The sequence below is a fragment of the Paenibacillus sp. p3-SID867 genome (genome assembly GCF_025142895.1).
Taxonomy (GTDB): Bacteria; Bacillota; Bacilli; order Paenibacillales; family Paenibacillaceae; genus Paenibacillus_AQ.
Window position 1 is genome coordinate 153,805 of record NZ_JAMBDM010000001.1, and the last position, 23,806, is coordinate 177,610.

Consider the following 23,806-nt stretch of genomic DNA (forward strand, 5'->3'; position numbering starts at 1 on the left):
ATCAAACTAGAAGCGTTAGTAACGATGTGTTTAATGAAGGCAGCGGCGGATGCGGGCATCCAGTTCCACCGGCGAGAACGGTTTGGTTACATAATCATCCACCCCGTTTTGGAAGCATTGGCTGATCGTTTGCTCCACTCGTTTCTCCGTTAGTACCACAATTTTCGGCGGCTCCTTCATATCCAGCTGCTGGATATGATGGATGAAAGGCAGGCCGTCGATGCCATGCAGGTTGAGCTCGGTCAGCACAAGATCCGGCTCCCATTTCGGGATGAGATCCAGCGCCTCCAAACCGTCAACGGCCTCAAGCGTTTCATAACCTTGCATGGCTAAGCGGATCTGTAAAAACTCCCTCACCGTGGCATCTTGATCCACGATGAGAATGCGGTTTTGACCGCTGTCTGCTTCCTCCTGCGTAAATATATGAATATCCGAAGAGGTGCTGAGCTTGGTCGCTTCCGCCATCTGCTTCAACGTCAGCGCTGATGGCACTTCCGTAAGCGCGGCAAGCGTAATACGCGGATCTGCTTGCTCCAAACGGCCTTGCAGATGCTGCTTCAGGAGCAATGCCTGATAATGGGCGGCATCCAGCGAATATCCAGGCAAGGTAACGGCCATTACACCGGTTTGGGTGTCTTGCAGTACCTCACCGTTCACGCCGGACAGCTGATCCACAAAACTTTGAACCTCTGCCAGCCCAGCCTCCGTCTCGGACAGATTGCCTGCACAGTACAGAAACAGCAATGCTGTTCCATGGCTATGGTTTCTCACTTCCTCCTCCAGGCGGCCGTAAAAATCTACGGCCTGCACGCGTTGCAATGTTGCGGATTGAGACATAACTGTAGGTCCCACCTCTCTTTATATTTTGATGCTGTTACATATGAACCGGGCCTTGAAGTCAAGCAGCCTCGTTCTTATCTTTCCAGCTCTGCCGGGTCATGGTCCCCCATGAATTGTTGTTTTGCAGATATTGAATATGCCCCTGTACTCTCCACAGCACGCCTAACTGGTGGTATCCCACAAATTTGAGTGCCGAGAAGAGGAGCATCTTCACCAGATCGGACAATTTGGTATACCGGCGGAAGGCCATCTCCTCCAGGATGAGAGCTCCCACGCTGAGCAGGTACCCACTTAAAAAATTGACGAGTCCAAACACGACCAGCACATGCCAATTTGTCATATCCAGCAATACATATCCAAGCAGAGCCAGAAGGCCCGTAATTCTGAAGTAAGGGTTTAACGCTTCAAAAATAACGTTGTAGGGCATCGTCAACATGCCCATGACTTTATATTTCGGATTGAACACCATATCGCGGTTCTCGATCATGTTCTTCAAGTTTCCCCGTCCCCAGCGCTTGCGCTGATTGGACAGAATGTTGTAGCTGTCCGGCGCCTGCGTCCAGCACACCGCTTCCGGGCAAAAGGAAACGCGGTACTTGATTTTATTTTCCAGCATATAGCGGTGCAGCTTGATAATGATGTTCATATCTTCGCCGGGGTAGCCACCCCGATAGCCGCCCACCGCGATGACATAATCTTTCCGGAACAAGCCGAAAGCTCCCGAGACGATGATGAGCCCGTTGAAATGGCTCCACCCGATTCGTCCACCCAGGAAAGCTTTCAGATATTCGATCGATTGGAACATCGGCCATATCCGGCGCGGCAAGGATACGTCCTTAACCTCTCCGTTCTCGATCACGCAGCCATTGGCGATCCGAACATCTCCGCCGATAGCCACCGTTTCCTCCGGATTCTCCATGTACATGCGGGCCATCCGGATCAGTGCATCCTTCTCCAGCAACGAATCCGCATCGATGGAAGAAATCAGCGGATAACGGGACAGGTTAATGCCCGCGTTCAATGAATCCGCCTTACCGCCATTTTCTTTGTCAATGAGATATAGCTGAGGGTACTGCGGATTATAATAAATGCCGCGAACCTTGTTCGTGCTGATGTTGCCGCGGATCTCCGGATTGGGCAGCAGCGTCAAACCATACTCCTCAATCAGCACCTTCAGCGTTTCGTCGGAGGAGCCGTCATTGATGACAATGACCTCATAGGTTGGATAGTTCAGCGTCATCAGACAGCGGACATTCTCCGCGATAGTCAGCTCTTCGTTATAGGCCGGAACCAGCAAAGATACCGATGGAACCAGTTCCGAACCCGAGAGCGTATTGTATTTGGAATACGTGGCGCGTCTGAAAATATCCTTAATATTTCTGAAAGAAAACATCAGAATTACAAAATAAAGCGCGCTAACGATCATGACGTAATAAATCGCCACCATCCCGTAAGTGAGCAGGATATCTCTAAGCAGTGTAATCTCCTCCTACTCCTGCAACCGTGCTGATCCGTTTGTTCGTTTGAATACCGAAATAACGATCGTACACCAGTTTTCTTTTGTTAAATGCCACCATTTGTTCGACTTGCTCGTATTCGCCTTCGTTGGACATGATCCGTTCGATCCGGTACAAGGCCGTTTCCCTGGCTGGACCTTCTCCTGTCAGGGCGGCTTGGCACAAGGTCTCGAAACCTTGTTCTCCCAACATCGCAAGACTCTCCGCGCTGTTGTTGCGCACATGCCAATTCTCGTCCTTCAAGGCGGAAGCCAGAATCGGAATGCTGCCTGCGGCGTGCAGTCGTCCCAGCGCTTTGGCCGCTGCGGCACGTACTTCCCACTCATGATCATTCATAAGCTCCGCAATGGTATCATCCTTCAGTGCCGGATAGGAGCCAAGATACAGCTTGACCGCCTCCGCACGTACGTCCTTCTCCTCGGATCCGACCAATCGATCGAGTGCCGGCACGACAGCCGGAATGGCCTGCCCCCACATGGCTACAAGCGATACCTTGACCAGTCCAGGATCGGGATCATCCAAGAGCTTGCGCATGAGGCTGGCCGAATCCAGCCGGGTTTCAAGCAAAATATCGGCAGCCATATGATGAATGGCTTTATCGTAGGACAGCAGTTTGGACAGCATCTCTCGAATCTGCTGTGACTGAACTGCGCTTTTGGCAATCGCCCGCGCAATGATGATGGTCATCGGGCCGTATTTGGTACGGTTCATCAGCTGCTGAAGCTGCGGCACAGCCTCTTCCGCACGCATCCCTCCAAGGCGGTAGACCGCCTCGATACGACGGTCTTTCCGCAGGCTGGATAATGCCCGAACCTCCTCTTCCACAAATCCGGCTTCCCGGCATAAGCGCAGTAGCTTATCTCTGGCGTCCCCTTTGAATTGCTCGATCCACTCGATAAACTTGGCTTGAATGACCCGGCGCTCAGCCGAAGTCAATTTGCCGGGCGGGAGCTCCAGCTTCGTATCGTCATGCAGATGACACTGGACATACACAAAATAGTCATGATGTTTTACTGTTAAGCGTTCCGTTTCTCTTTGTACAGCATTGTGCTTGATCTTCATTTGGAACAACAGGATAATGCCGGCTGCAATAAGGCCGAGACATACATAGACAAAGACGTATGCCATTTCTAAATTTGAAAACATATCCGATGGCTCCTCCTTTTATTTAGCATCTGGTTTCCGCTCCGTTTCAGACAGACGGGTGAATATGTCCTGCATATCATAATAGCTTTGTTTTAATCGTTCACTGTACTTGGTTGCTTCCCATAGTTCCCAAGTATAAGGTTCAATCTCCTCCAGGTTGATGGACTCTGCCGATCCTGACGCTGACTGCCCGTTATTCTCAGATCGCTGCGCGATCCACGGAGCCAGCCGGATCCCTTCCGCTGTTATCGTGCTGAATGTACGCTTATCTTGAAGCGGGCTGTAATCCAGCACCTGCAGCGAACTCGGATCCCCGAACCCAAGCAGCATCCATGGAATTCTCATCTCCACGAACCTGTCTTGATACTGCCAGGCCGTTAGAGAATTAAAATCCGGAGATTGCGGATCGCTGGTCCCCCGTTTCAGCATCCCTACTCTTTCATCCACAAACGGATGGGAGAAGCGGGTATCTGGCGGATTCATCAGCAGGCTGATGGCCAGCTTCCAGGCATGAAACGAACCTCCGGACACCACAGGATCGTCCTTGGTCCCCTTCGCTTCCTCTCCTGGCAGCATCCAATACCCCTCTTTGCCGTACAACCGGCTGTGGAAATCGTAGGATGGCGCAATGGTGACCTGGGACTCATCCTCTTGACCTAACTGGATCAAAGTTTCCAAAGCTCCACCTGTAAGCGTTCGTCCCGCCAATTCTTTCTTGGGGATGTCGCCGCCAGGGATCGTATCTGCTCCGATGAAAAGTTTGGAACGTTCGGGATCAAACGCCTCCTCCAGTTCCATGCCGATATACAGGTAGGCTTCATCATGAGTCAGCTTCATGTTCTTGACGCCCGGTGCCGTTCCGGACCAGGTCTTGACTTCCCCTTCGGGAACTTTATCCCAATCGCTGAGATCCCCGTCGATCGTGATCTGCTCTACCTTGCCCGGCTGCATCGCGAGAACGCCGAACATCTTCTCATTCGTCAGCACATTCAACCAGAATGCCCGGCGGTCTGCCGGTATTTCAAAAGGCATCGTATTCCATGTCTTCTTGAACCATTCGTCCTGCCACATGAACAGGATCGCCCCGGAATAACCTTCGTCGTAAATATCCTGGGTCAGCGAGACGTTAACTAAGCCTTGCTCAGCTTCATCATGCCCCCCTTGATCCTTACCGCCGGGACCATGGTGCGAAACACCGATGGATGAAGGTACGCCGTACTCGGTGACCATAATCGGCATATCTTCGAAAGCTGCCTTCAATTTTCGCAGGTAGGCTTTGTACGTGTTGTAACCCCCATTACCATCAGGAATGGTCTGCAGCGTTTTGTCCGTCCGGAAAAAATCCGGGTAGTACGGGTACACATGGTATGCGGCAAAATAACCTGCATCCCAGTTCACCGGTTCTACATGCCTTGCATCGACAGATACCAAGTCCTCTTCAAACAGCGGTTCCCCCGGATGCTCAAGCACGTCCGTTGTAACCCAATTGGTAAATGTCATCGGATGCTGCCATCCGTACTTCTGCTCCTCGGCAGCCGTATGGTCCAATAAAGATGCCAGCCAATTCTCAAAAGGACTTGCGTCCTTCGTCCCCGAGAAATAGGACCCCTCATACCGAGGGACATCCTTATGTACCGTGTTGGTGTTATCGACCATGGTTGGGTCCCACTCAGTTCCCACGTGCCAGGCCATAAGGTACTTGCCTGCATTGACCTTATACTTGCCACTCGACTGTCCATGCTTAGCCTCAACATTGATATCGCCGTAGACAGCAGCAACAGCCTTCGATATCTCCGCTTTGAACGTCTGGACGATTTCTTCGTCATACGCATCCTTGCGCTCGATCAGTTGCTCCTCCGGTGACCATATGCCCTGCATGAAGTACAAGGGGTCATCACCTTTATCCCGGTTATATTTCACAAGTGCAGAATAGAAGACCGGATTATGCACGGTGTAGACCCTGATTACGTTCGCTCCCATGTCATCAATCTGTTTAAACCAGCGAAGGTAATCCTCCTCCGTTGCCGGAAGCTCACCAGGATAATGTCCGGGTACGGTTGCCCCCAGATTCACGCCTTTGGCAAAAACCTCTTTCCAAACTTCGTCATCCTCATATACGAGAAAGGAGGTTCCCTCTGTTTTGAATTTCATTTTCACGCCGTCCGCATCCGCATACGTCTTTAATGACGGCCGTAGATATCCTAGAATTACAGCGGCACCGCAGAGAAGCACTATAGTGAAAAGTGCTGCGATCACCCACCATTTTCGCCTGCTCATCGTCTTCGTTGCTCACCTGCCCTTTCTATGACATGTTTGTTGCTGCACCGACACATGACGACTGAGCCATACTCGTCATTCTATAGCCGATGCGTTCCCGATACCATATTCCTTCTTTACCAACTTTTCCGATATCGATAGTAGTCAAAAAGAAGTAAAACAAACCTCTTCCACATTTTTCCCCCCGATAAAACTTACCGCTACCTCTTCAGCCCCGTAATTTGACAACTTAACAGCCTCATGTTAGTTGTGTGCAGTGAACAGCATCGCTGTCCGAATAAGGCTGGAACTGCACGACTTCATTCCATCTGAGGAAAGCAGCGATATGACGAAGATTTTCAGAAAATTTTCGTGAATCATAAGGTTAAACGCAAAAAAATTGCTAAAGTTCCGGTCATTTTTACATCATTATCCATAGTTATTACAAATTTGATACCAAAGTCGTATAAAAAAACGGCTGAGAACCGCATTCTGTAAAGGTTTGGCAATATTTACCTTTTATACAAAATGAGAATAGAGTCCTGTACCGGGATTGTGTAATATTCTATAGAATTGACACTCGGGATCAAGTGGTAAGTATCGCCTATTTTTTATGATTTCGGTTTGGATCTCCCCGCATCGTGGTATATAAATTAGTTTGGGAAATTTAAAATCTGCGGCAGAATAACATAAATCAGACCCGGTCCATTGTAGATCCGAGTCTGTTATTGGCGATATGAGATTGAAGATGTTACCATGATTACCGTTTATTCATCAAAGAAAAAACTGCCTTCACCACCAAAAAGTCGGATATCTTCGCTCCTTCACCGCATTATTGACAAGCAGAGCCACAACCACGATCATGACGGACCCGGCAAGCACAGGGGTAAACAGGAATGACCATCCGCTGCCAGCCATAATCACAACCAAAGGGTCTGCACCAGCCGGTGGATGGGTCGTTTTGGTTATCCCCATCAAGCTGATTGCCGCTCCCACGCCGATGGCCATAGCCCAGATTCCGTCCCCCAGAACCTCAAGCGTTACGAGTCCCGTGAATGTGGAAATCAGATGACCTCCCACGAGGTTCCTGGGCTGTGATAGCGGCGCATCCCACACCGCAAACGCAAGCACGCAGCTCGCCCCAAAGGGTGCCATGATCCAAACACTCCCTGCAAGTGTCGTCAGAAGAGCCAACAATCCGATGGAAACAGCGCCGCCGATAAAGCCAATGGCGATATTCATGGGACGAACGGTCAACGGACTTCTAGCCCCTCCTTTCATTTTCTGTACATATGCTGCTGCCTGGTCCTTCATTGATTACCCTCCTATATTAATAATTAACTAGTTATTTAGTTATATATAAAATAATGAATCCCAACCCTACATGTCAATACCTTTCTTGATAATTCGCGAATGATTGTGTACAGTTAAATTACTAGTTGACTAGGAAAGGATGTTTCATTATGCCGCAAAAACTGATGCTTCGTGTCGACCCGCACGCCCCCCTTAATGTCAGTACTCAGGTTAATGAGCAGTTAAAGTGGTTGATTGGTATTGGACAGATTGAACCATTCGATATGCTCCCTCCGGCCGGTGCGCTGGCGGATCTGCTGGGACTGAACCGCAACACCGTAAATCTGGTCTACAACCAGTTGAAGGATGAGGGGATCGTCTCGATGCATAAAGGCAAAGGAACGCAGGTATTGAACAACGCACAGGTAGAGGAGCTTAGAACTCGCAGAAAGATTATGCACGCGCTGGTAGAGCGAACGACGGAGGAGCTAAGCTCCGTTAACATCCCGGCGAGCGAGTTCTTTGCCGCATCCCTCGCCTATACACTGCTGCAGGAGCCTGTCCTGAACACGAAACAGCGTATTTTGTTCATCGAATGTAAGGAACATGATTTTCCCTTTTATCAGAAAGCGATTGAGCAAATAACGGGTGCCGAAGTGAAAACGGTATTTCTCGAGGACCTGTTGACGGGAACACAAGCCATATTCGACGCACTGGAGTACTCAAACCTCATCGTCACGACTTTAAACCACGATACCGAAGTGAAGGCTTTGTGCAGCAAATATGACAAAAAAGTAACGGTCATTGGCGCCAGCGTGGAAACATCGGTCCTGCTCGATATTGCCCGGCTTGCACCTGGAAGTGGTATCAGCTTTGTTTGCTTGGGTAAGGCAGGTGCACAGTGGATGGCCAGCCGTATGAGAGAAGCCGGTATTGAGGGGGTTCATGCCAGCTTGGCTGGGCTGGATAATCGGGAGGACCTACTGCAGCGGATCGAGGAATCCGATCTGATCTATGCATCTGACGCCGCATATGAAGAGGTTCGAACCTTATCACCAGGCAAAGTGAAGCTGTTTCCCATGACGCTGGAGAAGAGCAGCGAGAGCGTTCTGAGAGAGTTGGTCTGAATCTTAACGCACGAAAACGCCCGCTGTTATAAACAGGGGGCGTTGTTGGGCTGGATATTTCTATCTGTGCCGAATGTTCAAACTTCTGGATTCCGGTATCACTAAATCCGATGCCCGTGTCGTTCCACGGGCATCGGATCGAAGGCCCAATTTCAGGCAAGCTTGCCGGCAATCCGCTTATAGGTCGCCTCGTCCGAGACCACATACAATCTGGCGTCCCGCGGAATCGACACATCGAGCTTGCGATTAATGCTGAGGTCGTTGCGGTCGGAGATAAGCGTCGCTCCTTGCCGCAGCAGATCCAAAAAGGCATCGCCGTAGGTGTTCCATGCAGGGTCCAATGCCACTTCGTAAATATCATCGCCATGCTGGCGGCTAAGCAGCTGCATCAGCACATCCGAGTTTCCTTCCTGCAGCGCCGCGCGTACGGCCAATCGGGACACGGCATCATGTGAGAGCACAAACTCGTTCACATGATTGTAGCGGAAATTTTGAACATGCTTCTCCTGCACAATCTCAACCGTGGTATGTACATTTGGCGCAATTCGTTCAATGCTGGATACGATCAACAGCGACTTGCCGTCCACGAGAGCCGATTCATCAATTCGGGCGTCCGCAAAAACAATGGCCGATTTGGCCTCCATGATGTTGGCTCTCATCAGCACGTCATCCGCTGCTGGATCGCCGCTTACAAAATGCACCTGTTCGAGATGCTCCACCGGATGACGGTTGAGCTCATCAATGAGAACAATATCTGATTCCGGTGCAAACAACAGGATCTCTTCAATAGCGGATTGTGCCTTTTTGCTCCAATTGATAATGATGACATGACCACTACCCTTAAAATTCAACCTGCCCGCTCCTCTCTGCCGCTGCATGCTTCCAAACGATTCAATCACCTTGCCGATCACCAAGCTGAGCAGCCCGATACCAAAGATATAGATAAATATCGTTAATATCTTGCCTGGTACGGTAGCTGCATAATAATCGCCATACCCTACGGTTGCCATCGTGGTAAGTACCCAATAAAAGGCGTTAAACCAATGGTGAAACGTTTCCGGCTCCAGCAGAAATGCCAGGGTCGAGCACAGCACCACAAACAGTACTACAATCACGCTGATCGTTGTTTTACGCAGACGCATCATTTTCAAAGATAATCTTAGAAAAAAGTGCACGTTCCTGCTCCTCTCCCGAAAATGGTGCTATTAGACCTAAATAATCAGGCTGCTGATTGCAAAGGCCGTACCGATAAACACCATCGCAAGCAGAATGCCGATCGCTACGTTCCCCTTTTGCAGATGCTCGGAAATTCGAATGCCCGGCGTAGCCAGCTCGAATACCCAATAGGCAGCAATCAAGCATACATACCCGACGGCAAACCACAGCATCATGTGCCAGATCGATGAATTCGTATATGCGGATATGCCCAGAATAATGGCCGTTGCCATAAACTTGCCGCCAAAAGCAAGGCCAACCGCGACATTGCCCTTCTTCAGCTCTTCCATGTCGTTAAACCGGGTCATCCAGCTGAAAATCAACATACCCAGCAATTGAAGCACGATAATGCAGATTACACTTACAACAATATTAATAACGACCGTCAATCCGCCCACCCCCGAAATTTTGCATAGGCCAAGTCGTAATCGGCGAAATCATGCACTTCCTCCAATACAACATCAACCCTGTCCTTCTTCTCCATTGCGGCATAACGCTTCTCATCGATCGGCTGTTTGATCCGATTGCCCGTCGGCAGCTCGATGACAGCAAAATGCCTGGTGTCTTTTTTATACGTTGTTTTATAAACCCCAACCAGCTTTACATCGGTTTTGACCGTGACTTTCAGGTTGGTTAAATCCGATTCCGCCGTTTTTTTGTCCTTAAACGACTTAATCGTCTGCCAAGACGATAATCGGATATCATTGCGCTGATTCGCATCCGTGGTAAGCTCCGCATCCATGAATTGAAGCGTCCAAATTTTGTCCCCGGTAGCATAGTTGTTATCGTTTGGCAGCAGCTCGTTGTCCGGCAGGACGGTCATATCGCCGCCAATCAAATCGCCAACGGTCCCTTCAATGATCCGGTAGTCCCAAGGCACGCGAGCAGAGGTTGAGGATACTTCCTCCGATCCGGTGTGGAATACCGTCGACCCATTGCCTGAGCATGCACTCAGCGCCAGGACCATGAGGGATAGGATCATTACCGCCAGGACAACCGGAGGTTTCCTCTTTCCCTTAGGAGCACCGCCATGCTGCCTTCTTTTTTGTTTCAACTGCATTTATTTCACTCCCATTGCGATAAAATGGCTGGAATTACCCGTAATCAAACCGCCCGCCCGTCCCAGCAAACCGCAAGGGATTCCGTTAAGGACGAACAATCCTGTCAGTAAATGAAATTCGCCTTCCGCCGTCTCGACGCGGGCCAGGTCTGCCCTCCGCTGATAGACCGTCGGAAACATGACACTTGTATCATACCCGTCCTGATCCTCTACCTCGAGCTGTCCGGCCTGGTCGTACAGCTTAACTGAACCACCCTCGCGGCCGAACATCGACTTTGATACAAAGTTGCCGGAGAATACCGGTTTGTTGTATGTCGGCAGCATATAATTGACGATCGCTTCACGTTCTTTCTCATCGAACAAAAGGCCCAGCTCGTACATCCCCCACATGGCGGCAAGCAGTCCTTTGGATTGCAGCAGAATGCTGTGCGGCGAGTTGAACAGCTGCAGTCGTCCTGTCTCGATGGCATAGGCAAGCGCATCTCCGCCATCATCGACGGACATCCATTCCTTCGGATATAGGGCAAACATCCGGTGAATCTCCCGGCCATCCCCGTCCTTCAGCATGCCTTCGTCCACCCACAGATCAAGACAATCCACCAGCCGGATATCCAGCCCGCTGTGCCGGACCAATGCTTCGATCGTCCCGGAGTCCTCTTTATGCTCGCCGTAAGCGATGCAGGCGGCCGTATCCGGACGCTCAACTCCCCACGCTTGTGCGACCAGCTCTTGCATCCGTTCGTTGGGAGAGAAGATGCCGGCATGAGCGCACATCCACGGTGTGGCAATGGAAGCCTCAACATAGCCTGTCGGCGTGTCCGCATTCAGCTCCAGCAGCTTGATGCTGCCGTCATGGGCAATAGCAAAATCAAACCTGGCATACCGGCTGATCAATCCCTCCTCCGGCAGGGGACATTCGTCCAGCATCTGCCACAGGACGGGCGGAATGCCGATTAAACTGTATATATGATGATTGCGATGAATGTAACGGACGGTTTTGTCCAGCATGGCCCATAATAATGCAGCCGCTTCTTCCAGCTCACGATAGGTCTCTTGGCGTATGGTGACAAGCTGGTCTATCCAGTAGGCTTCCCCTTCCAAATCCGCCCAGGTAAAGCCGAGCTCCGCGAGCTCCGCTACGCGTCCCTCCCGATTGGGGTCAGGCTGTCCCGATACGGTGAATACACTGTCGTGACTCATCCTCCAAAACCGCCGGATCTGGAGCTGGATTTCGAACCCGACGAGCTGAACCCGCTGGAATTGCCGCCAATGCCCCCGGACTTCGACGACGTGGAGCGACGCGTAATCGTACCCGAAGATGACGTTGAGGTCTTAGGACGGACGTTGGAGTTCACCACCGGTTTGTTCTGGAACGTACCGCTTGAATAGGTGCGGGGTTTATATGGCTTGCCGTTATTCGCATAATAACCGCGATGATTGTTGTACCATCCGCTGGATGAATAATACGAACCATTGTTAAACAACATGTGATAGAGCAGCAAATCATCCCAGCCGAAGCCGGAATTGTACCCGCCGTAGTTATTGACGACCGTTGTTCCGCCGCCCGAACCTGATCCTGCAGCGGCTCCTTCTACCGGCTCTTCCTGGAATTCCTTCTCGCTAGGAAACGGAATGTTCCAATCAACATTCTTGTCAAAATACTTCTTTACTTCTTCTGTTGACCAGGACACCAGCTGCGGCTCTTCGGATGAGGTAACCGCTTCCGAAGCGAGGTCTTTCGCTGCTGCGCCGGATACCAGAAATGCGTTTGCCAGCAAGGCGATGCCCAGCGAGCTCGACAAGACCCGAATCGGTTTGCCTTCCGGCGTCAGCCATTTGGATGCAGGCTGATCTTTTTTGTCTTTTTCATTACTCAAGATGGTTTCTCCTTTCGGACAGAATTAATCGTTCCGCATCGGAACGAGCAGAAGCTCAAGTTTACCCGTGTCTACACTTAATCTGCCTTCAATCGTTTCATATTCCCGGCCGCCAACAACGATATAATTCACATGCTCCAGTGCAGCAACCATGTTCATCGTCCATGACCGCTCTTCAATCTGAATCAGCTCACCGTCCGGCCTCTTTTCAAACAAAATGACGTTCATCCCATTATCCACTGTGTGTCTACCCCTTCCATCTAAGCAGTGAGTATTGATACGTGTTATATTCCGAATCGTTTCAAAAAATCTACGATGGGATATCGACGCTTGCCCAGCGATCTTTTCCAAAAGACGCAACCCATATAATAACACTGCTTCTGATTATTTACACCTGCGAATTACCATTAAAAAATTGATGAAAACGAACATTCTGGCCGCACAGTACCTGATTTTTTACGTTTTATTAGGTGTAGCATCAAATTTCATGATGATGATCTGTCTTGACATTGTCACTAGTGTCATACTTTAGAATCGGTATCATTCCAGTCCAGAAAGGGGTTTTACCGATGAATGCAAATCTTGATAGATCATCAAACGTTAACCATCTTCACGATGCGAAGGTAAACAGCTCCACCCTTCCTTCAGTAACCGTGATCGGATTAGGCTCCATGGGCTCCAAGCTGGCCCGCACCTTCTTGCACAGCGGATATGTCACTACAGTCTGGAACCGCACACCTGAAAAAGCCGCTGAGCTTGTAGGCTTGGGTGCCTCCGGCGCTACGGAAATCGCAGATGCCATCGCCGCCAGCCCCCTCTTGATTATATGCGTACTTGATTATGATGCCGCCCGCCATATTCTGGAACCCATAAAGGAGAAGCTTTCCGGCAAGGTTGTCGTAAATCTGACAACCGGTACTCCCGAAGAGGCCCGCACGATGGGGACATGGATGAGAAACCATGGCGCCGGGTATCTGGATGGCGGCATCATGGCCGTCCCTTCCCTGATCGCCACGCCTCATGCCGTTATCCTCTACAGCGGTTCGAAGACAGCTTACGATAATTATAAACAGGTATTGGACAGCTTAGGTACAAGTCACTATTTAGGATCCGATCCTGCGCTTGCCCCACTGAATGACCTGGCACTGCTAAGCGGAATGTACGGTATGTTCGGGGGCTTTATCCATGCGGTGGCGCTTGTGGGCACCGAAGGCGTGAAGGCATTGGACTTCACGACGACGCTGCTGATGCCTTTTCTGCAAGCCATGATGTCCACCATGCCGGAGATGGCGAAGCAGATCGATTCCGGTGATTACTCCGCCAAGGATGCAAGCCTGGCGATGCAGGCCGCCCACGACACCATCGGGGAGGTTAGCAGGGTACAAGGCGTCAGCCCCGAGACATTCACACCGATCTTCGAGCTGATGAAACGCCGGGTGGAAGATGGACATGGAGGGGACGACTTCGCCAGCGTGATTGAACTGATCCGTAAGCGCCCATCGTCTTGATAGGCATAAGGGAGCGATTAGCGGCATGGGGCTAGCATGCAACGAAGCATTATGCTTACTGACTAGTCTAAGGCGATACTTTTTGGCTCCTCACCTGCAAAAGAAGCATGGATCCTCCCTCGGGAACGATCCATGCTTCTTTTCCATTTCCATGCACCCTTATTATTTAATCAATTCCCTGATCTCCTGAAAGTTATCGGCAAATCCGATAAATACCTTGTCACCAAAAACGATCGTAGGTACAATCTGCTTTCCTGTCAGACGTCGTACTTCTTCCGGATATTCCGGGTTCTGTGTGCAATCATACTCCGTATACGGTACCTCCTGCTCCTTGAAGTAACGCTTGGCATGATGGCAGTCGCTGCAAGTGGGTATGGTATAGATTTTTAATGGTTCTGTCATATCGATCACTCCTTAAGCGAAAATTATTTGATCTCAACAACAAAAGGCACGGTCATCACTTCACCCTGATGCTGAAATTGTCCCCAGATTTTGTAGATACCGCTGTGCGGGAAGGTAGTGGCGAATTCCGCATTAGGTCCTGTGCTCCGTTCGTCCAGGGGATGTACATGAATGTACTGCTCAGCGTCTTCGGACAGAATGACCACGTGCCCCACTGCGCCCAGGTAAGGCTCCAGATTGTTGATACCTTGCTTTGTCTTGGCATCCTGAATATGATAGGCGAGCACAACCTCTTCATTCGATAACGTATTGCTTAGGCTCAGTTCAATCTCCTTGCCGTTCACTTGTTTGATTAGGCTGGAATCCGGTTGAATCGCCGAAGATTCCCCTGCTTCTCCCTCAATCTGAACCCATTCGCTTAGCGTGGCCCCTGCAGCACCCTTAGGAACAAAATCTGCAAACAATTTATAGTCGCCGCCAGCCGGGAATGTCGTGTTCACGGTAAATACGCCATTCTCCTTGTAATCCGGATGAATATGCTCGAAGAAAGACAAATCGCGATTCACGATGATCAGATGCAGGAGCTTCTCATGATTGACATCAAAGTCCTGGACAGGTCCACCGTCTTGATCCGTAATTCGAATCGTCAGCTCGGATTCGGCGCCTGCTCTTACCGGTTCATTCCATGTAAACGCAGCGTTGTAATGATCTGAGGCCGTTTCATGCCCGCCAGCGCGTTCGCCATGCCCGTTCGTTTCATGGCTTTCATTTTCCTTTTCATGGTTCCCGCCATGGCCGCCCGCATCGGGGGCCAGCTTCGCGTTATCGCATGCTGTCAACAATCCAAAAGCAAGTATGCCCGTTAAGGTTAGTATGGTGCCCTTCCTATTCAACATGGGCTATCACTCCAATCATCGAATATACTGCAAGACGAATGATCTTCCGTCTATATATTTAGTATACCCCCCTATCCTATAATTAATCAACTTTTTTCTGTTCGCTCCATGCAAATAACACCATGCCGCCTGCATGGTGTTATCTTCCTCTTCATCATTATTACCCGAATGTTCGGATGCATTCCTTATCATTCAATGGGTGCAACTGATGATTTCATATATTTTTTTCATATCCACATGATTACGAACGACGTCCGCTACACGATCAAATTCCGCGAATTTGCGCTCTACTGCTTTGAACGTTTCCATAATTGGAATAAGCCCCTTCTTCACCCGAATGCCATTCAGCCAGGATCTGCGAAAGTCATCATTGTCAAACAAGCCATGCAGATAGCAGCCCCATATGCGGCCATCCGAAGTAGCTGTCCCTTCAATATGCGGCTGAATATCTTCTTTCGTCTTTACAGCATCTGTGCCATCCGCTTCAATCGAAAAAAGCGGGCGGTGTCCTGAGCCGCCAGACAAGGCGCTCCATTCACTCACGCCCATATGGATTTCATATGCCGTAATCGACGAATCCGCTTCTGTATCCGAGACAACGAACCTCAGCGAATGTTCCTGTAACAACTTCCCTTTCACCCGAACGGTCCTTTTATGCTTTAAAAAGGAAGTCTGAATCGGCAGCAGGCCGAGCCCCTTCGCTTCCCGAACGCTCCCTTCGACCGCATGCGGATCCGACAGCTGCTCGCCCAGCATTTGATATCCTCCGCAGATGCCAACCAACTGCACATCCCGCTGCCGCGTCTGGCTCAAAATCGCATCGGCCAGCCCCCGATCCTGGAGGAATTCAAGGTCACTGATCGTATCCTTGGTGCCAGGCAAAATAATGACGTCCGGCATTCCAAGTTCATCCGCCGATTGGACGAAGCGAACGACAACGTCCGGTTCCATGCGCAGCGCATCAACATCCGTAAAGTTCGAAATACGCGGATACCGGATCACGACAATATCGAGGTCTCGTTGTTCCAGTCTTTGATTCTGAAGTTCATCCAGCACAACCGAATCCTCAGCCTCGATCCGCATGTCCTGAATATAAGGGAGTACGCCCAGCACGGGAATACCTGTCCGCTCTTCAAGCCAGTCCAGTCCCGGCTGAAGCAGCGCCAGATCCCCGCGGAATTTGTTAATGATAAATCCTTTGACTCTGGCCACCTCATGGGCCTCAAGCAGTTCAAGCGTACCTACTATGGAAGCGAACACACCTCCGCGATCGATATCGGCAACCAGAATAACCGGTGAATCCGCCCAGCCTGCCAAATTCATGTTAACAATGTCCCGGTCCTTAAGATTGATCTCCGCCGGACTTCCCGCCCCCTCCATAACAACGATGTCGTAGCTCTCCCGCAGTCGATCCAGTGCATCCAGCACAATCTCTTTAGCCTTCGGCAGGAACAGAGTCCGGTAATCCATCGCACTCATCTGCATTTGGGGTACGCCGTGGATCACGATTTGCGAATGCATGTCCTTTATCGGCTTGATCAGAATCGGATTCATGTCCGTCGTTGCGGCAATGCCGCAGGCTTCAGCCTGTACGCCCTGTGCTCGGCCGATCTCTTTGCCATCCAGGGTCACATAGGAATTAAGAGCCATATTTTGCGATTTGTATGGAGCCGTGCGATAACCATCCTGTAGAAATATGCGGCATAGCGCTGTTGTGACGATGCTTTTCCCTACATCCGAAGCGGTTCCCTGCAGCATGAGTACCGCTCCTTGCCTCTTCCTGATATTCATGGGTGTATCCCTTATGTATTCTGTTTCATTCATCTTCCTCACCCTTTTCCCTGACCTATACCGCTTGCTCATATCATTATAGCAAACCATCGCCAAAGGAGTCCTTCCGGATGAAATCCGGATAAATTCGCTTGAACTTTGTCAGGCCGAAATGTTAACTATATAGAATAGCAGTTTCGCATGTCCGTGCATGATTACCGAAAGGCGGAAACCCATCATGAAGCCTGAATTGAATGATAAGCAGATAACCGACATCTTCCCTTATTTGAAAGTCGTACCACCGGAAGAATGGATTCAAGCTAATCCGTTTACCAAACATTTTGAAGCCAAATCGAGAATCTTTCAACGAGAGGATGCCGCGATCTATGGCATGTTCCTCATCAGCGGATCGGCCCGTATCACGATCATCCACGAAGATGGCAACGAATCGGTATTAAACATCCTATCAGCCGGAGAAGTCTGCTCTCTCCTCGTACTTAGTGGGCTAAGCGGCCAGGACTATCCGGGCACTCTGATTGCCGAGTCCAAGGTCGAGGTATTGTATGTGCTGAAAAACAGCTTCCTCCGCTGGCTGCAGGTGTATGAACCCATCCGCAGCGCTATTTTTGGCGGGCTGCTGGATGGAACACTGCGGATGGCAAACAAATTGCAGGCGAGACAGACATTACCGCTGGAGCAGCGCCTTGCCAGGACTCTGCTGCGCATCAGCTCGGATGAACATCCGCTGGTGCGCACAACCCACCAAGAGCTTGCAGATGACATTGGCTCCGTAAGAGAGGTCGTCTCCCGTACGCTGGGCCAGTTCCAAAAGAAAGGATGGCTGGAGACAGGAAGAGGCTGGGTGAAAATAATAAACCGAGCCTGTCTAACAGAAGCTGCTATGTGACCTAGTCACAGAGCAATGAAGTCCTCCCTGCTACATTGGTAATAGGCCTCACGCCTATATACCGTTAACCCAGGAGGAATTCAAAATGAACAACATGCTTCAACCCGGAGATTATGCTCCGTTATTCCAAAACGTAGATCCAAATGGAAATATGATTTCACTGGAAGCTTATCGCGGACGTAAATTACTTCTCGCTTTTTTTCGCAACGCTGCCTGTGCCCTATGCAATCTGAGGGTGCACCAGTTTATTCAGCGATATCCTCAGTGGCAGCAGCGTCATCTGGATGTCATTTGCGTTTTTGAATCACCGGATACAGCCCTTCAGCAGCATGTCGGTCAGCAAAATGCTCCGTTTCCTCTTATTGCCGATCCAAGTGCGGAGCTCTACTCTCTCTATGGGGTCGAGACCTCGGTAGCCAAGACACAAGCCACCTTAGCTCACCCGAATGTGCATCAGTTCACGGATGAAGCAGAAGCGGCAGGTTTCAAGCTGACGCCGGAAGAAGGTTCAAATTTCAATCGGATTCCGGCAGAGTTTGTGTTGGACGAGGACGGCATCATACGAATCGCGCATTACGGTTGCCTGATTACCGATCATCTGCCTTACGAAACCATTGAGCGTTATGCTGGCGGAACACAGCTTCCTAAGTTGGGCTGAGCCTGTCTTTTAGTCGTTTTCAGCAGTAAAAAGAACTCATAGCATGAGACATAACAACAAGCCGATCCGGATGGATCGGCTTGTTTACTGAAGCTATAACGATAAGGTCAAAGGCTGCCTTTGAATACTCTTAAGGGATAATATTTTCATAATGAGGGATATATTCATCCAATAATATACTTTTTTATCTAATATTGTATTATCTTGGATAGGTGACTAGAGTTGGTTAAGGGAGGAACTGATCGAATGATAATGCATTTCTCCAAGATTAGCAACATCTATAATCATGTCAAATGGTTTACGGATAACTTTGAATGGGTCCCCCTGCCCTTTCCCCGGATCGTTACGCTGACATTCCTGTTTTGGTTAGCGTTTACATTGTTGATCTTATTGCTCACATGCATCTTCCACGATCCGCTGGGGAAGATGCGGCCGGTCATGAAAGTTCATCAATGGCTGCACAGGCTAAGGCCCCATACCGAAGTCATCCTGCGCATTGGGCTGGCTATCGGCTTGGTGCTGCAGCTTCTGAGCGGCTCGTATCTGGCACCCGAGTTCAGAACCAATTCCATGTGGATTATCCTCGGTCTCTCCGCCGCATCAGCCTGCTTGCTCTATAAGCGCACATTGCCGGTGAGTGGTGCCATCCTATTCTTGCTCTATCTGCAAGCTTCATTAACCTACGGTATGTTTCATTCCATCGATTATTTGATATATCTCGGTATTGTGTATTATCTGTTTGTGAGCGGCACTCCAATAAAAAGAACGGCTGCCCCCGTCATGTACATATGCACGGGCATGTCCCTCGCTTGGCTTGCCATGGAAAAACTGACCATCCCCGAACTGGCTTGCTCTGTAATGGGCAGCTACGGGCTTCCTACCTTCGGTTTTACCATTGATAATTTCGTCCTAATCACCGCGTTTATCGAAATAGGGCTGGCGTGGGCATTTATCGTGGGTATCATGAGCCGATTCACCGCCCTCCTGGTATCTGGCATTTTTATTATGACAAGCCTTGTATTCGGTTACAAGGAGGTCATAGGCCATACGATCATTCATACAGTACTGATCCTGTTCCTGATCGAAGGGACGGGGGAGCTTAAAACTCCATTTCAATTCCACCGCTCCGCGTTACTTCGCGGGTTATTTGTAAGCGTTAACTTTTGCCTCTTTCTATTCACTTTGATGGCGCTGTATATCTGGATGGGCAATACGTTATGACTTGCTCTGGATCCGTTGGCCATGGTTCCGAAGCTCTACCACCGCTTTGGTCTCATGTGCCCTAACGACTGCATCCAGCACCTCTTGATTCCGGTACCCGTCCATAAACCCGGGGATCCCGTCGGCAGGCGTTCCCCGTAATAGCCCGGCAAAATCGGCATACTGCTTGACTTTGCAATGCTGCGGCACCTCCATTGTCGTTCTGGCGAGCTGCCCGGGCTCTTCTTCACGAATCCATACCACCCGTTCCGGATCCAATGTGCTGGCGTGGACCGTGCCGTCGTCGCCGTAAATGGATACTTCATGCTGATTGCCTGAACCGAAGGCATTGCGCGACGTCTGGAACACGCCCATCATGCCATCTATCATCCGTGCCTGGAAGCTGGCAAAATCATCGACTTCGATCTTGGCCATCGCTCCCGATACCGTGTCCCTGCGTTCCGGAATGATGGTATGCAGTTGGGCCGTAATTTCTTCAAATTCACCAAACAGAAATCGGGCCATATCGATCATATGCGATCCCAGATCTCCGAGCGTTCCCGTTCCCGTGACGGCTTTGTTATATCTCCACATGTAGGGAACCTGCTGGCTCGGTACGCCAAACCCTTGCAAATACTGAATGGAGAAGTGACGGATCGTCCCGAGTTTGCCCGTTCGGACAAGTTCCCTGGCATAACGAAAAGCCGGCGTGTAACGGTACGTAAAGCCGATCATGGCCGGAACCGGCTGTTTCTCGTATAGCTCCAGCAAGGGGATTGCTTCTTCGAACACCCGCGTAAATGGTTTTTCCGCCAAAAAAGGCTTGCCCGCTTGCAGGCATGCTCTAATAATATCCGCGTGCACGTTGTTAGGCGTAACCGAAATGACGGCATCGACGTCCGGATCTTCAATTAAATCCTTAAAGTCTGCATATCGCTTGCCATCCTCAATTCCCAGCTGATCGCCTACTCGGGCCACCGCTTCCCCATTAACATCGCTCACGGCCACGAACTGATAGACATTCTCTGCATTCATCCAGCGGATGTGCTCTTGCGCCATCCCGCCCAATCCAATTAAGCCGATTCGAAATTGATTCATCATCGATACACTCCTTGTATATATATCTTATCTCTCACTAGTATGAATATGCCGTTCGGATATATGCTGGCTACCAGTTCATTATGTCTCTCATGCCGATATTCATTCCACACCGTGACTTATGTTTCGCATGGTTGCCTCCTGTAGATTGATAACATTGCCCATTCATCACTACGAATTCGGATAGTTTTTCCGATCCCTGTTACCCCCGGATTTTTCGGAATGAAATAAATAATGTTGAAATCCGGGGATCGTATATGCTTTCGATGCGAGCTTTCCGTTGGAAAGCTTTCGGGGGCACGCTTCGCTTCTCCAAAACAATTCCGCCTTCTCCGTTGAAGCTGATCGTATAAATAAATCACAGTTTCGTCATCGTTCGAAACGTTACTGCCCCGCAGCATATCGATCTGCGGGGCAGCTCATGACGATTGCCGTCAATCCCTATTTGACACTGATATACCGCTGATAGGCTTCCTTGCGGATTTGTACCAGCCGCTCCAGTCCCATATCGTTCAGCTTTTTAACGTACGCGTCCCATTCCGCATCGATATTGCCTTCGGATATCCACTTCGCGCGGGTCGTGCCGACATAACTATCGATATCCGTTGTCAGCGTAGGCAGCTCCTGGAATTCTTCGGCGCTGTACATGACGTTCGGGAACGGCGTCGTTACGTAATCGCTGCCCAGCTTGTCGATGACCAGCTTCAAGCCGTCGCCCGTGGTCTCATCCAGAATGATGTTTTTCTCGAAGCTCGGGCTTACGTACTTCGGTCCAAAATCCCTTACGGATTGCTCCCAATACCAGGCATCCGCACTCGTTCCCTCCGGCGGACTCATCAGCGTAAACGTTCCGTCGTCGTTCTTCTGAATCACCGTGCCGATGGCTCCCCAGAAATTTTGGATGCTCGCTTCATTGGTATAGAACTGGTCCGCCCAACGAGCCGAAATTTCCGGGTACTTGTTCGACGTGGTAATGAGGAATTCGTTTCTGCGGAGGCTCATGCCCTGCGGCTCGCCGCCCTGATACCTTTTCCCGTCAGGTCCGGCGATGGACGGAATCGCAATATATTGATCCTTCCACTTCCCGAACACCGCGTCCGGCACCCATTGATTTGAGAAGCCGATCAGCGCCGCATCCGGGTTCTGATGCTTCGCCGTGGACATGGTGCTGTCCTGCGTAAAGATCTCTTGGTCTATGAGGCCCTCGGCGTACAGCTTATGCGCCCACTTGATCGCTTCTTTATAATTCTCCGTCACCGGGTAGAACACGGGCTCGTTATCGATGACCATCATGCTGTTTCCGTTGATGTCCGTGATGCCGAACGGGTTCAACAGATCGATGCTGATATTCCCCGATCCGCTGACCGGAATTTCGTCGGCCTTGCCGTTGCCGTTCGGATCTCCTTCTTTGAACGCTTTGAATACCTCGTACAGCTCATCTGTGTTGTCCGGAATATCAAGGCCGAGCTGATCCAGCCATGTTTTGTTGATAATCGGCTGGATCGATGCTTTCGGCCTTGACGGCAGCCGCGCAGGCAAAGAGTAGATTTTACCATCCGGGAATGTGCTCATCTTCTTCATTTCGGGTGTTTCTTCCAATGCCGCTTTCAGGTTTGGCATGTATTGATCGATATAGTCGTCGAGCGGGCGGAAATAAGACAGGTTGTTCACGATGTCGGAATCGCTGAATACGATATCGCCGAAAATAATATCCGGCAGCGTACCGCTCGCCAGCATGATGGACTTTTGTTCGCCCCAATCATTGGAGGACATGATTTGCCAATTGATTTTGACATTCGTCTCCTTCTCCAAATCCTTAAGCCACTGGTTCTGAAGGAACGTATCCCCCATGTTGCCCCAGCGAACGGTCAGCACGTCCAGCGTTATCGGCTCATTGACAATCGGCAGACCTTCTTTGTTAAACGCGGCTTCGGCATCCGTCTTGGCGTCCTCCTTCTTGCCGCCGCTGCAGCCCGCCAGGCTCAACAGCAGGATTGCGGCCAGCATGATGACGCCAGCCAGTTTGAAGCGATGTCTCCGCTTTGCATGGTTTGTTCCCATTCAACCATTCCCCCAATTATTATTTTTAATAGATCCATCCGGCTTTACGACTTCACGGCTCCGATCATCACCCCCTGATTGAAATACTTCTGTACAAACGGGTAGATGCACATGATCGGCACCGTTGCGACGATAATGACTGCATAACGCATAATATTGGCGAGTCGCAGCGCAATGGCCGCGGCTTCTCCGGTACCCATGGCGGACTGCATCTGGTTGGTGACCAGAATATTTCGCAGGATGAGCTGCAGCGGGTACAGATTCGTATCTTTTAAATAGATCAGGGCATTGAAATAGGAGTTCCAATGACCCACGGCCGTCCACAAGGCAATGACCGAGATGACCGCTTTCGAAAGCGGAATCACGATGGTCACGAAATATCTCAGATTTCCGCAGCCATCAAGCTGGGCCGCCTCCCATAAATCCTCCGGAATGCTGCTCTGGAAAAAAGTCCGTGCCACAATGATGTTAAAGGCGGCTACCGAAAACGGCAGCACCATAACAAGAAACGTATCGTACAGCTGAAAATCGCGGATCGTCATAAAAGTCGGAATCAAACCGCCATTAAAAAACATCGTAAAAATAAAGAGCAGCGATATATACTTGCGGCCTACGAGGTCTTTTCGCGAGAGCGCGTAGGCAGCGGAAATGTTAACCACCAAGCCGATGGCGGTACCTACAATCGTATACACAATCGTATTTCGGTACCCAATCCATATATTAGAGTGCTTCAGCAATTCTTGATAGCCTGCCAGCGTAAAGTCCTTGGGCCACAGCCATACCTGCCCATTCGCAACCGCGGCCGGCTCGCTGAACGAAGCAATGATGATGAAGTACAGCGGGTAAATCAACACGATCAGCATCAAGACAGCGAATACATACAGGCCGATCTCCAGCACCCTGTCGGAAGATCGCGTATTCCTCCGCCTTGGCGCTGTCTTCTCTCTTATTTCCACAACGCCCATAGAACCCTTC

The 23,806-nt window shown here is 50.3% G+C and carries 22 protein-coding genes and 1 pseudogene; 5 read left to right on the forward strand and 18 right to left on the reverse strand.

Translation table 11 applies throughout. The features are described from left to right. Positions 1 to 30: 30 nt before the first annotated feature. The 5 genes from M4D81_RS00795 to M4D81_RS00815 form a co-directional block, all read right to left on the reverse strand. On the reverse strand, positions 31 to 837 hold the full coding sequence (locus M4D81_RS00795) for a response regulator transcription factor (RefSeq protein WP_071223785.1): 807 nt from the start codon (positions 835 to 837) through the stop codon (positions 31 to 33). Between the two features lie 61 nt (positions 838 to 898). Beyond that, the gene (locus M4D81_RS00800) at positions 899 to 2,266 is read right to left on the reverse strand and encodes a glycosyltransferase family 2 protein (protein WP_235613270.1); all 1,368 of its coding nucleotides are present in this window, start codon (positions 2,264 to 2,266) and stop codon (positions 899 to 901) included. 43 nt (positions 2,267 to 2,309) lie between these two features. Further along, the gene (locus M4D81_RS00805) at positions 2,310 to 3,503 is read right to left on the reverse strand and encodes a HEAT repeat domain-containing protein (RefSeq protein ID WP_260064084.1); all 1,194 of its coding nucleotides are present in this window, start codon (positions 3,501 to 3,503) and stop codon (positions 2,310 to 2,312) included. Positions 3,504 to 3,521: 18 nt separating this feature from the next. Further along, positions 3,522 to 5,780 carry a hypothetical protein gene (locus M4D81_RS00810; protein WP_260064085.1) on the reverse strand — a complete coding sequence of 753 codons (2,259 nt, stop codon included), beginning with the start codon at positions 5,778 to 5,780 and terminating at the stop codon, positions 3,522 to 3,524. A gap of 771 nt (positions 5,781 to 6,551) precedes the next feature. Further along, positions 6,552 to 7,073: an HPP family protein gene (locus M4D81_RS00815; RefSeq protein ID WP_071223782.1), complete on the reverse strand. Its 522-nt coding sequence runs from the start codon at positions 7,071 to 7,073 to the stop codon at positions 6,552 to 6,554. A gap of 149 nt (positions 7,074 to 7,222) precedes the next feature. Here M4D81_RS00815 and M4D81_RS00820 point away from each other — a divergent pair, with 149 nt between their 5' ends. After that, positions 7,223 to 8,179, forward strand: coding sequence for a GntR family transcriptional regulator (locus M4D81_RS00820; protein WP_260064087.1), 957 nt, complete (start codon positions 7,223 to 7,225; stop codon positions 8,177 to 8,179). A 152-nt stretch (positions 8,180 to 8,331) separates the two neighbouring features. Here the strand turns inward: M4D81_RS00820 and M4D81_RS00825 are convergent, their stop codons facing one another. The 6 genes from M4D81_RS00825 to M4D81_RS00850 are packed head-to-tail and all read right to left on the reverse strand — an operon-like array spanning position 8,332 to position 12,571. Beyond that, positions 8,332 to 9,354, reverse strand: a complete 1,023-nt coding sequence (locus tag M4D81_RS00825) for a potassium channel family protein (protein WP_071223778.1) — start codon at positions 9,352 to 9,354, stop codon at positions 8,332 to 8,334. A gap of 36 nt (positions 9,355 to 9,390) precedes the next feature. Continuing rightward, a complete protein-coding gene (locus M4D81_RS00830) occupies positions 9,391 to 9,783 on the reverse strand; it encodes a DUF350 domain-containing protein (RefSeq protein WP_071223777.1) in 393 nt (130 codons plus the stop codon). Next, entirely contained in the window at positions 9,780 to 10,454 is a 675-nt protein-coding gene (locus tag M4D81_RS00835) for a hypothetical protein (RefSeq protein WP_071223775.1), read from the reverse strand. The genes M4D81_RS00830 and M4D81_RS00835 overlap by 4 nt, the downstream gene beginning before the upstream one ends. Next, positions 10,455 to 11,654, reverse strand: coding sequence for a glutathionylspermidine synthase family protein (locus tag M4D81_RS00840; RefSeq protein ID WP_260064090.1), 1,200 nt, complete (start codon positions 11,652 to 11,654; stop codon positions 10,455 to 10,457). After that, on the reverse strand, positions 11,651 to 12,331 hold the full coding sequence (locus M4D81_RS00845) for a hypothetical protein (RefSeq protein ID WP_071223771.1): 681 nt from the start codon (positions 12,329 to 12,331) through the stop codon (positions 11,651 to 11,653). Before M4D81_RS00845 ends, M4D81_RS00840 begins: the two co-directional genes overlap by 4 nt. A 24-nt stretch (positions 12,332 to 12,355) precedes the next feature. After that, positions 12,356 to 12,571 carry a hypothetical protein gene (locus M4D81_RS00850; protein WP_162487678.1) on the reverse strand — a complete coding sequence of 72 codons (216 nt, stop codon included), beginning with the start codon at positions 12,569 to 12,571 and terminating at the stop codon, positions 12,356 to 12,358. Positions 12,572 to 12,900: 329 nt separating this feature from the next. Here M4D81_RS00850 and M4D81_RS00855 point away from each other — a divergent pair, with 329 nt between their 5' ends. Then, positions 12,901 to 13,839 (forward strand): NAD(P)-dependent oxidoreductase, encoded by a 939-nt coding sequence (locus tag M4D81_RS00855; RefSeq protein ID WP_260064092.1) that lies wholly within the window; start codon positions 12,901 to 12,903, stop codon positions 13,837 to 13,839. A gap of 162 nt (positions 13,840 to 14,001) precedes the next feature. Here M4D81_RS00855 and M4D81_RS00860 read toward each other — a convergent pair whose 3' ends face one another. The 3 genes from M4D81_RS00860 to M4D81_RS00870 form a co-directional block, all read right to left on the reverse strand. Beyond that, positions 14,002 to 14,241: a glutaredoxin family protein gene (locus M4D81_RS00860; protein WP_260064094.1), complete on the reverse strand. Its 240-nt coding sequence runs from the start codon at positions 14,239 to 14,241 to the stop codon at positions 14,002 to 14,004. A 23-nt stretch (positions 14,242 to 14,264) separates the two neighbouring features. Continuing rightward, on the reverse strand, positions 14,265 to 15,137 hold the full coding sequence (locus M4D81_RS00865) for a hypothetical protein (RefSeq protein WP_260064095.1): 873 nt from the start codon (positions 15,135 to 15,137) through the stop codon (positions 14,265 to 14,267). A 192-nt stretch (positions 15,138 to 15,329) separates the two neighbouring features. Further along, entirely contained in the window at positions 15,330 to 16,928 is a 1,599-nt protein-coding gene (locus tag M4D81_RS00870; protein ID WP_260064097.1) for a cobyric acid synthase, read from the reverse strand. A gap of 217 nt (positions 16,929 to 17,145) precedes the next feature. Between M4D81_RS00870 and M4D81_RS00875 the strand changes: the two genes are divergently transcribed. The 3 genes from M4D81_RS00875 (at position 17,146) to M4D81_RS00885 (ending at position 19,693) form a co-directional block, all read left to right on the forward strand. Further along, the gene (locus M4D81_RS00875) at positions 17,146 to 17,814 is read left to right on the forward strand and encodes a Crp/Fnr family transcriptional regulator (RefSeq protein WP_260064099.1); all 669 of its coding nucleotides are present in this window, start codon (positions 17,146 to 17,148) and stop codon (positions 17,812 to 17,814) included. 85 nt (positions 17,815 to 17,899) lie between these two features. Beyond that, positions 17,900 to 18,472 carry a redoxin domain-containing protein gene (locus M4D81_RS00880; RefSeq protein ID WP_083397780.1) on the forward strand — a complete coding sequence of 191 codons (573 nt, stop codon included), beginning with the start codon at positions 17,900 to 17,902 and terminating at the stop codon, positions 18,470 to 18,472. A gap of 246 nt (positions 18,473 to 18,718) precedes the next feature. Further along, positions 18,719 to 19,693 (forward strand): hypothetical protein, encoded by a 975-nt coding sequence (locus M4D81_RS00885; protein WP_260064101.1) that lies wholly within the window; start codon positions 18,719 to 18,721, stop codon positions 19,691 to 19,693. On the opposite strand, the gene M4D81_RS00890 is transcribed toward M4D81_RS00885, so the two are convergent. From M4D81_RS00890 to M4D81_RS00900, 4 genes and pseudogenes are all read right to left on the reverse strand, one after another. Further along, entirely contained in the window at positions 19,688 to 20,770 is a 1,083-nt protein-coding gene (locus M4D81_RS00890; RefSeq protein ID WP_311200600.1) for a Gfo/Idh/MocA family protein, read from the reverse strand. The two genes, M4D81_RS00885 and M4D81_RS00890, sit on opposite strands and share 6 nt — an antisense overlap. A gap of 29 nt (positions 20,771 to 20,799) precedes the next feature. Continuing rightward, a pseudogene (locus M4D81_RS34775) lies at positions 20,800 to 20,883 on the reverse strand (ThuA domain-containing protein); the annotation flags it as partial. A gap of 328 nt (positions 20,884 to 21,211) precedes the next feature. After that, complete coding sequence (locus M4D81_RS00895; RefSeq protein WP_260064103.1) at positions 21,212 to 22,831, reverse strand: extracellular solute-binding protein; 1,620 nt, start codon at positions 22,829 to 22,831, stop codon at positions 21,212 to 21,214. A 44-nt stretch (positions 22,832 to 22,875) separates the two neighbouring features. Beyond that, a complete protein-coding gene (locus tag M4D81_RS00900; protein WP_071223762.1) occupies positions 22,876 to 23,796 on the reverse strand; it encodes a carbohydrate ABC transporter permease in 921 nt (306 codons plus the stop codon). Positions 23,797 to 23,806 lie beyond the last annotated feature (10 nt).

Coding starts and splice junctions, on each gene's coding strand:
- M4D81_RS00795 (WP_071223785.1), bottom strand. CDS start 837: ATGTCTCAATCCGCAACATTGCAACGCGTGCAGGCCGTAGATTTTTAC.
- M4D81_RS00800 (WP_235613270.1), bottom strand. CDS start 2,266: ATGATCGTTAGCGCGCTTTATTTTGTAATTCTGATGTTTTCTTTCAGA.
- M4D81_RS00805 (WP_260064084.1), bottom strand. CDS start 3,503: ATGTTTTCAAATTTAGAAATGGCATACGTCTTTGTCTATGTATGTCTC.
- M4D81_RS00810 (WP_260064085.1), bottom strand. CDS start 5,780: ATGAGCAGGCGAAAATGGTGGGTGATCGCAGCACTTTTCACTATAGTG.
- M4D81_RS00815 (WP_071223782.1), bottom strand. CDS start 7,073: ATGAAGGACCAGGCAGCAGCATATGTACAGAAAATGAAAGGAGGGGCT.
- M4D81_RS00820 (WP_260064087.1), top strand. CDS start 7,223: ATGCCGCAAAAACTGATGCTTCGTGTCGACCCGCACGCCCCCCTTAAT.
- M4D81_RS00835 (WP_071223775.1), bottom strand. CDS start 10,454: ATGCAGTTGAAACAAAAAAGAAGGCAGCATGGCGGTGCTCCTAAGGGA.
- M4D81_RS00840 (WP_260064090.1), bottom strand. CDS start 11,654: ATGAGTCACGACAGTGTATTCACCGTATCGGGACAGCCTGACCCCAAT.
- M4D81_RS00855 (WP_260064092.1), top strand. CDS start 12,901: ATGAATGCAAATCTTGATAGATCATCAAACGTTAACCATCTTCACGAT.
- M4D81_RS00860 (WP_260064094.1), bottom strand. CDS start 14,241: ATGACAGAACCATTAAAAATCTATACCATACCCACTTGCAGCGACTGC.
- M4D81_RS00865 (WP_260064095.1), bottom strand. CDS start 15,137: ATGTTGAATAGGAAGGGCACCATACTAACCTTAACGGGCATACTTGCT.
- M4D81_RS00870 (WP_260064097.1), bottom strand. CDS start 16,928: ATGAATATCAGGAAGAGGCAAGGAGCGGTACTCATGCTGCAGGGAACC.
- M4D81_RS00875 (WP_260064099.1), top strand. CDS start 17,146: ATGAAGCCTGAATTGAATGATAAGCAGATAACCGACATCTTCCCTTAT.
- M4D81_RS00880 (WP_083397780.1), top strand. CDS start 17,900: ATGAACAACATGCTTCAACCCGGAGATTATGCTCCGTTATTCCAAAAC.
- M4D81_RS00885 (WP_260064101.1), top strand. CDS start 18,719: ATGATAATGCATTTCTCCAAGATTAGCAACATCTATAATCATGTCAAA.
- M4D81_RS00890 (WP_311200600.1), bottom strand. CDS start 20,770: ATGAATCAATTTCGAATCGGCTTAATTGGATTGGGCGGGATGGCGCAA.
- M4D81_RS00895 (WP_260064103.1), bottom strand. CDS start 22,831: ATGGGAACAAACCATGCAAAGCGGAGACATCGCTTCAAACTGGCTGGC.
- M4D81_RS00900 (WP_071223762.1), bottom strand. CDS start 23,796: ATGGGCGTTGTGGAAATAAGAGAGAAGACAGCGCCAAGGCGGAGGAAT.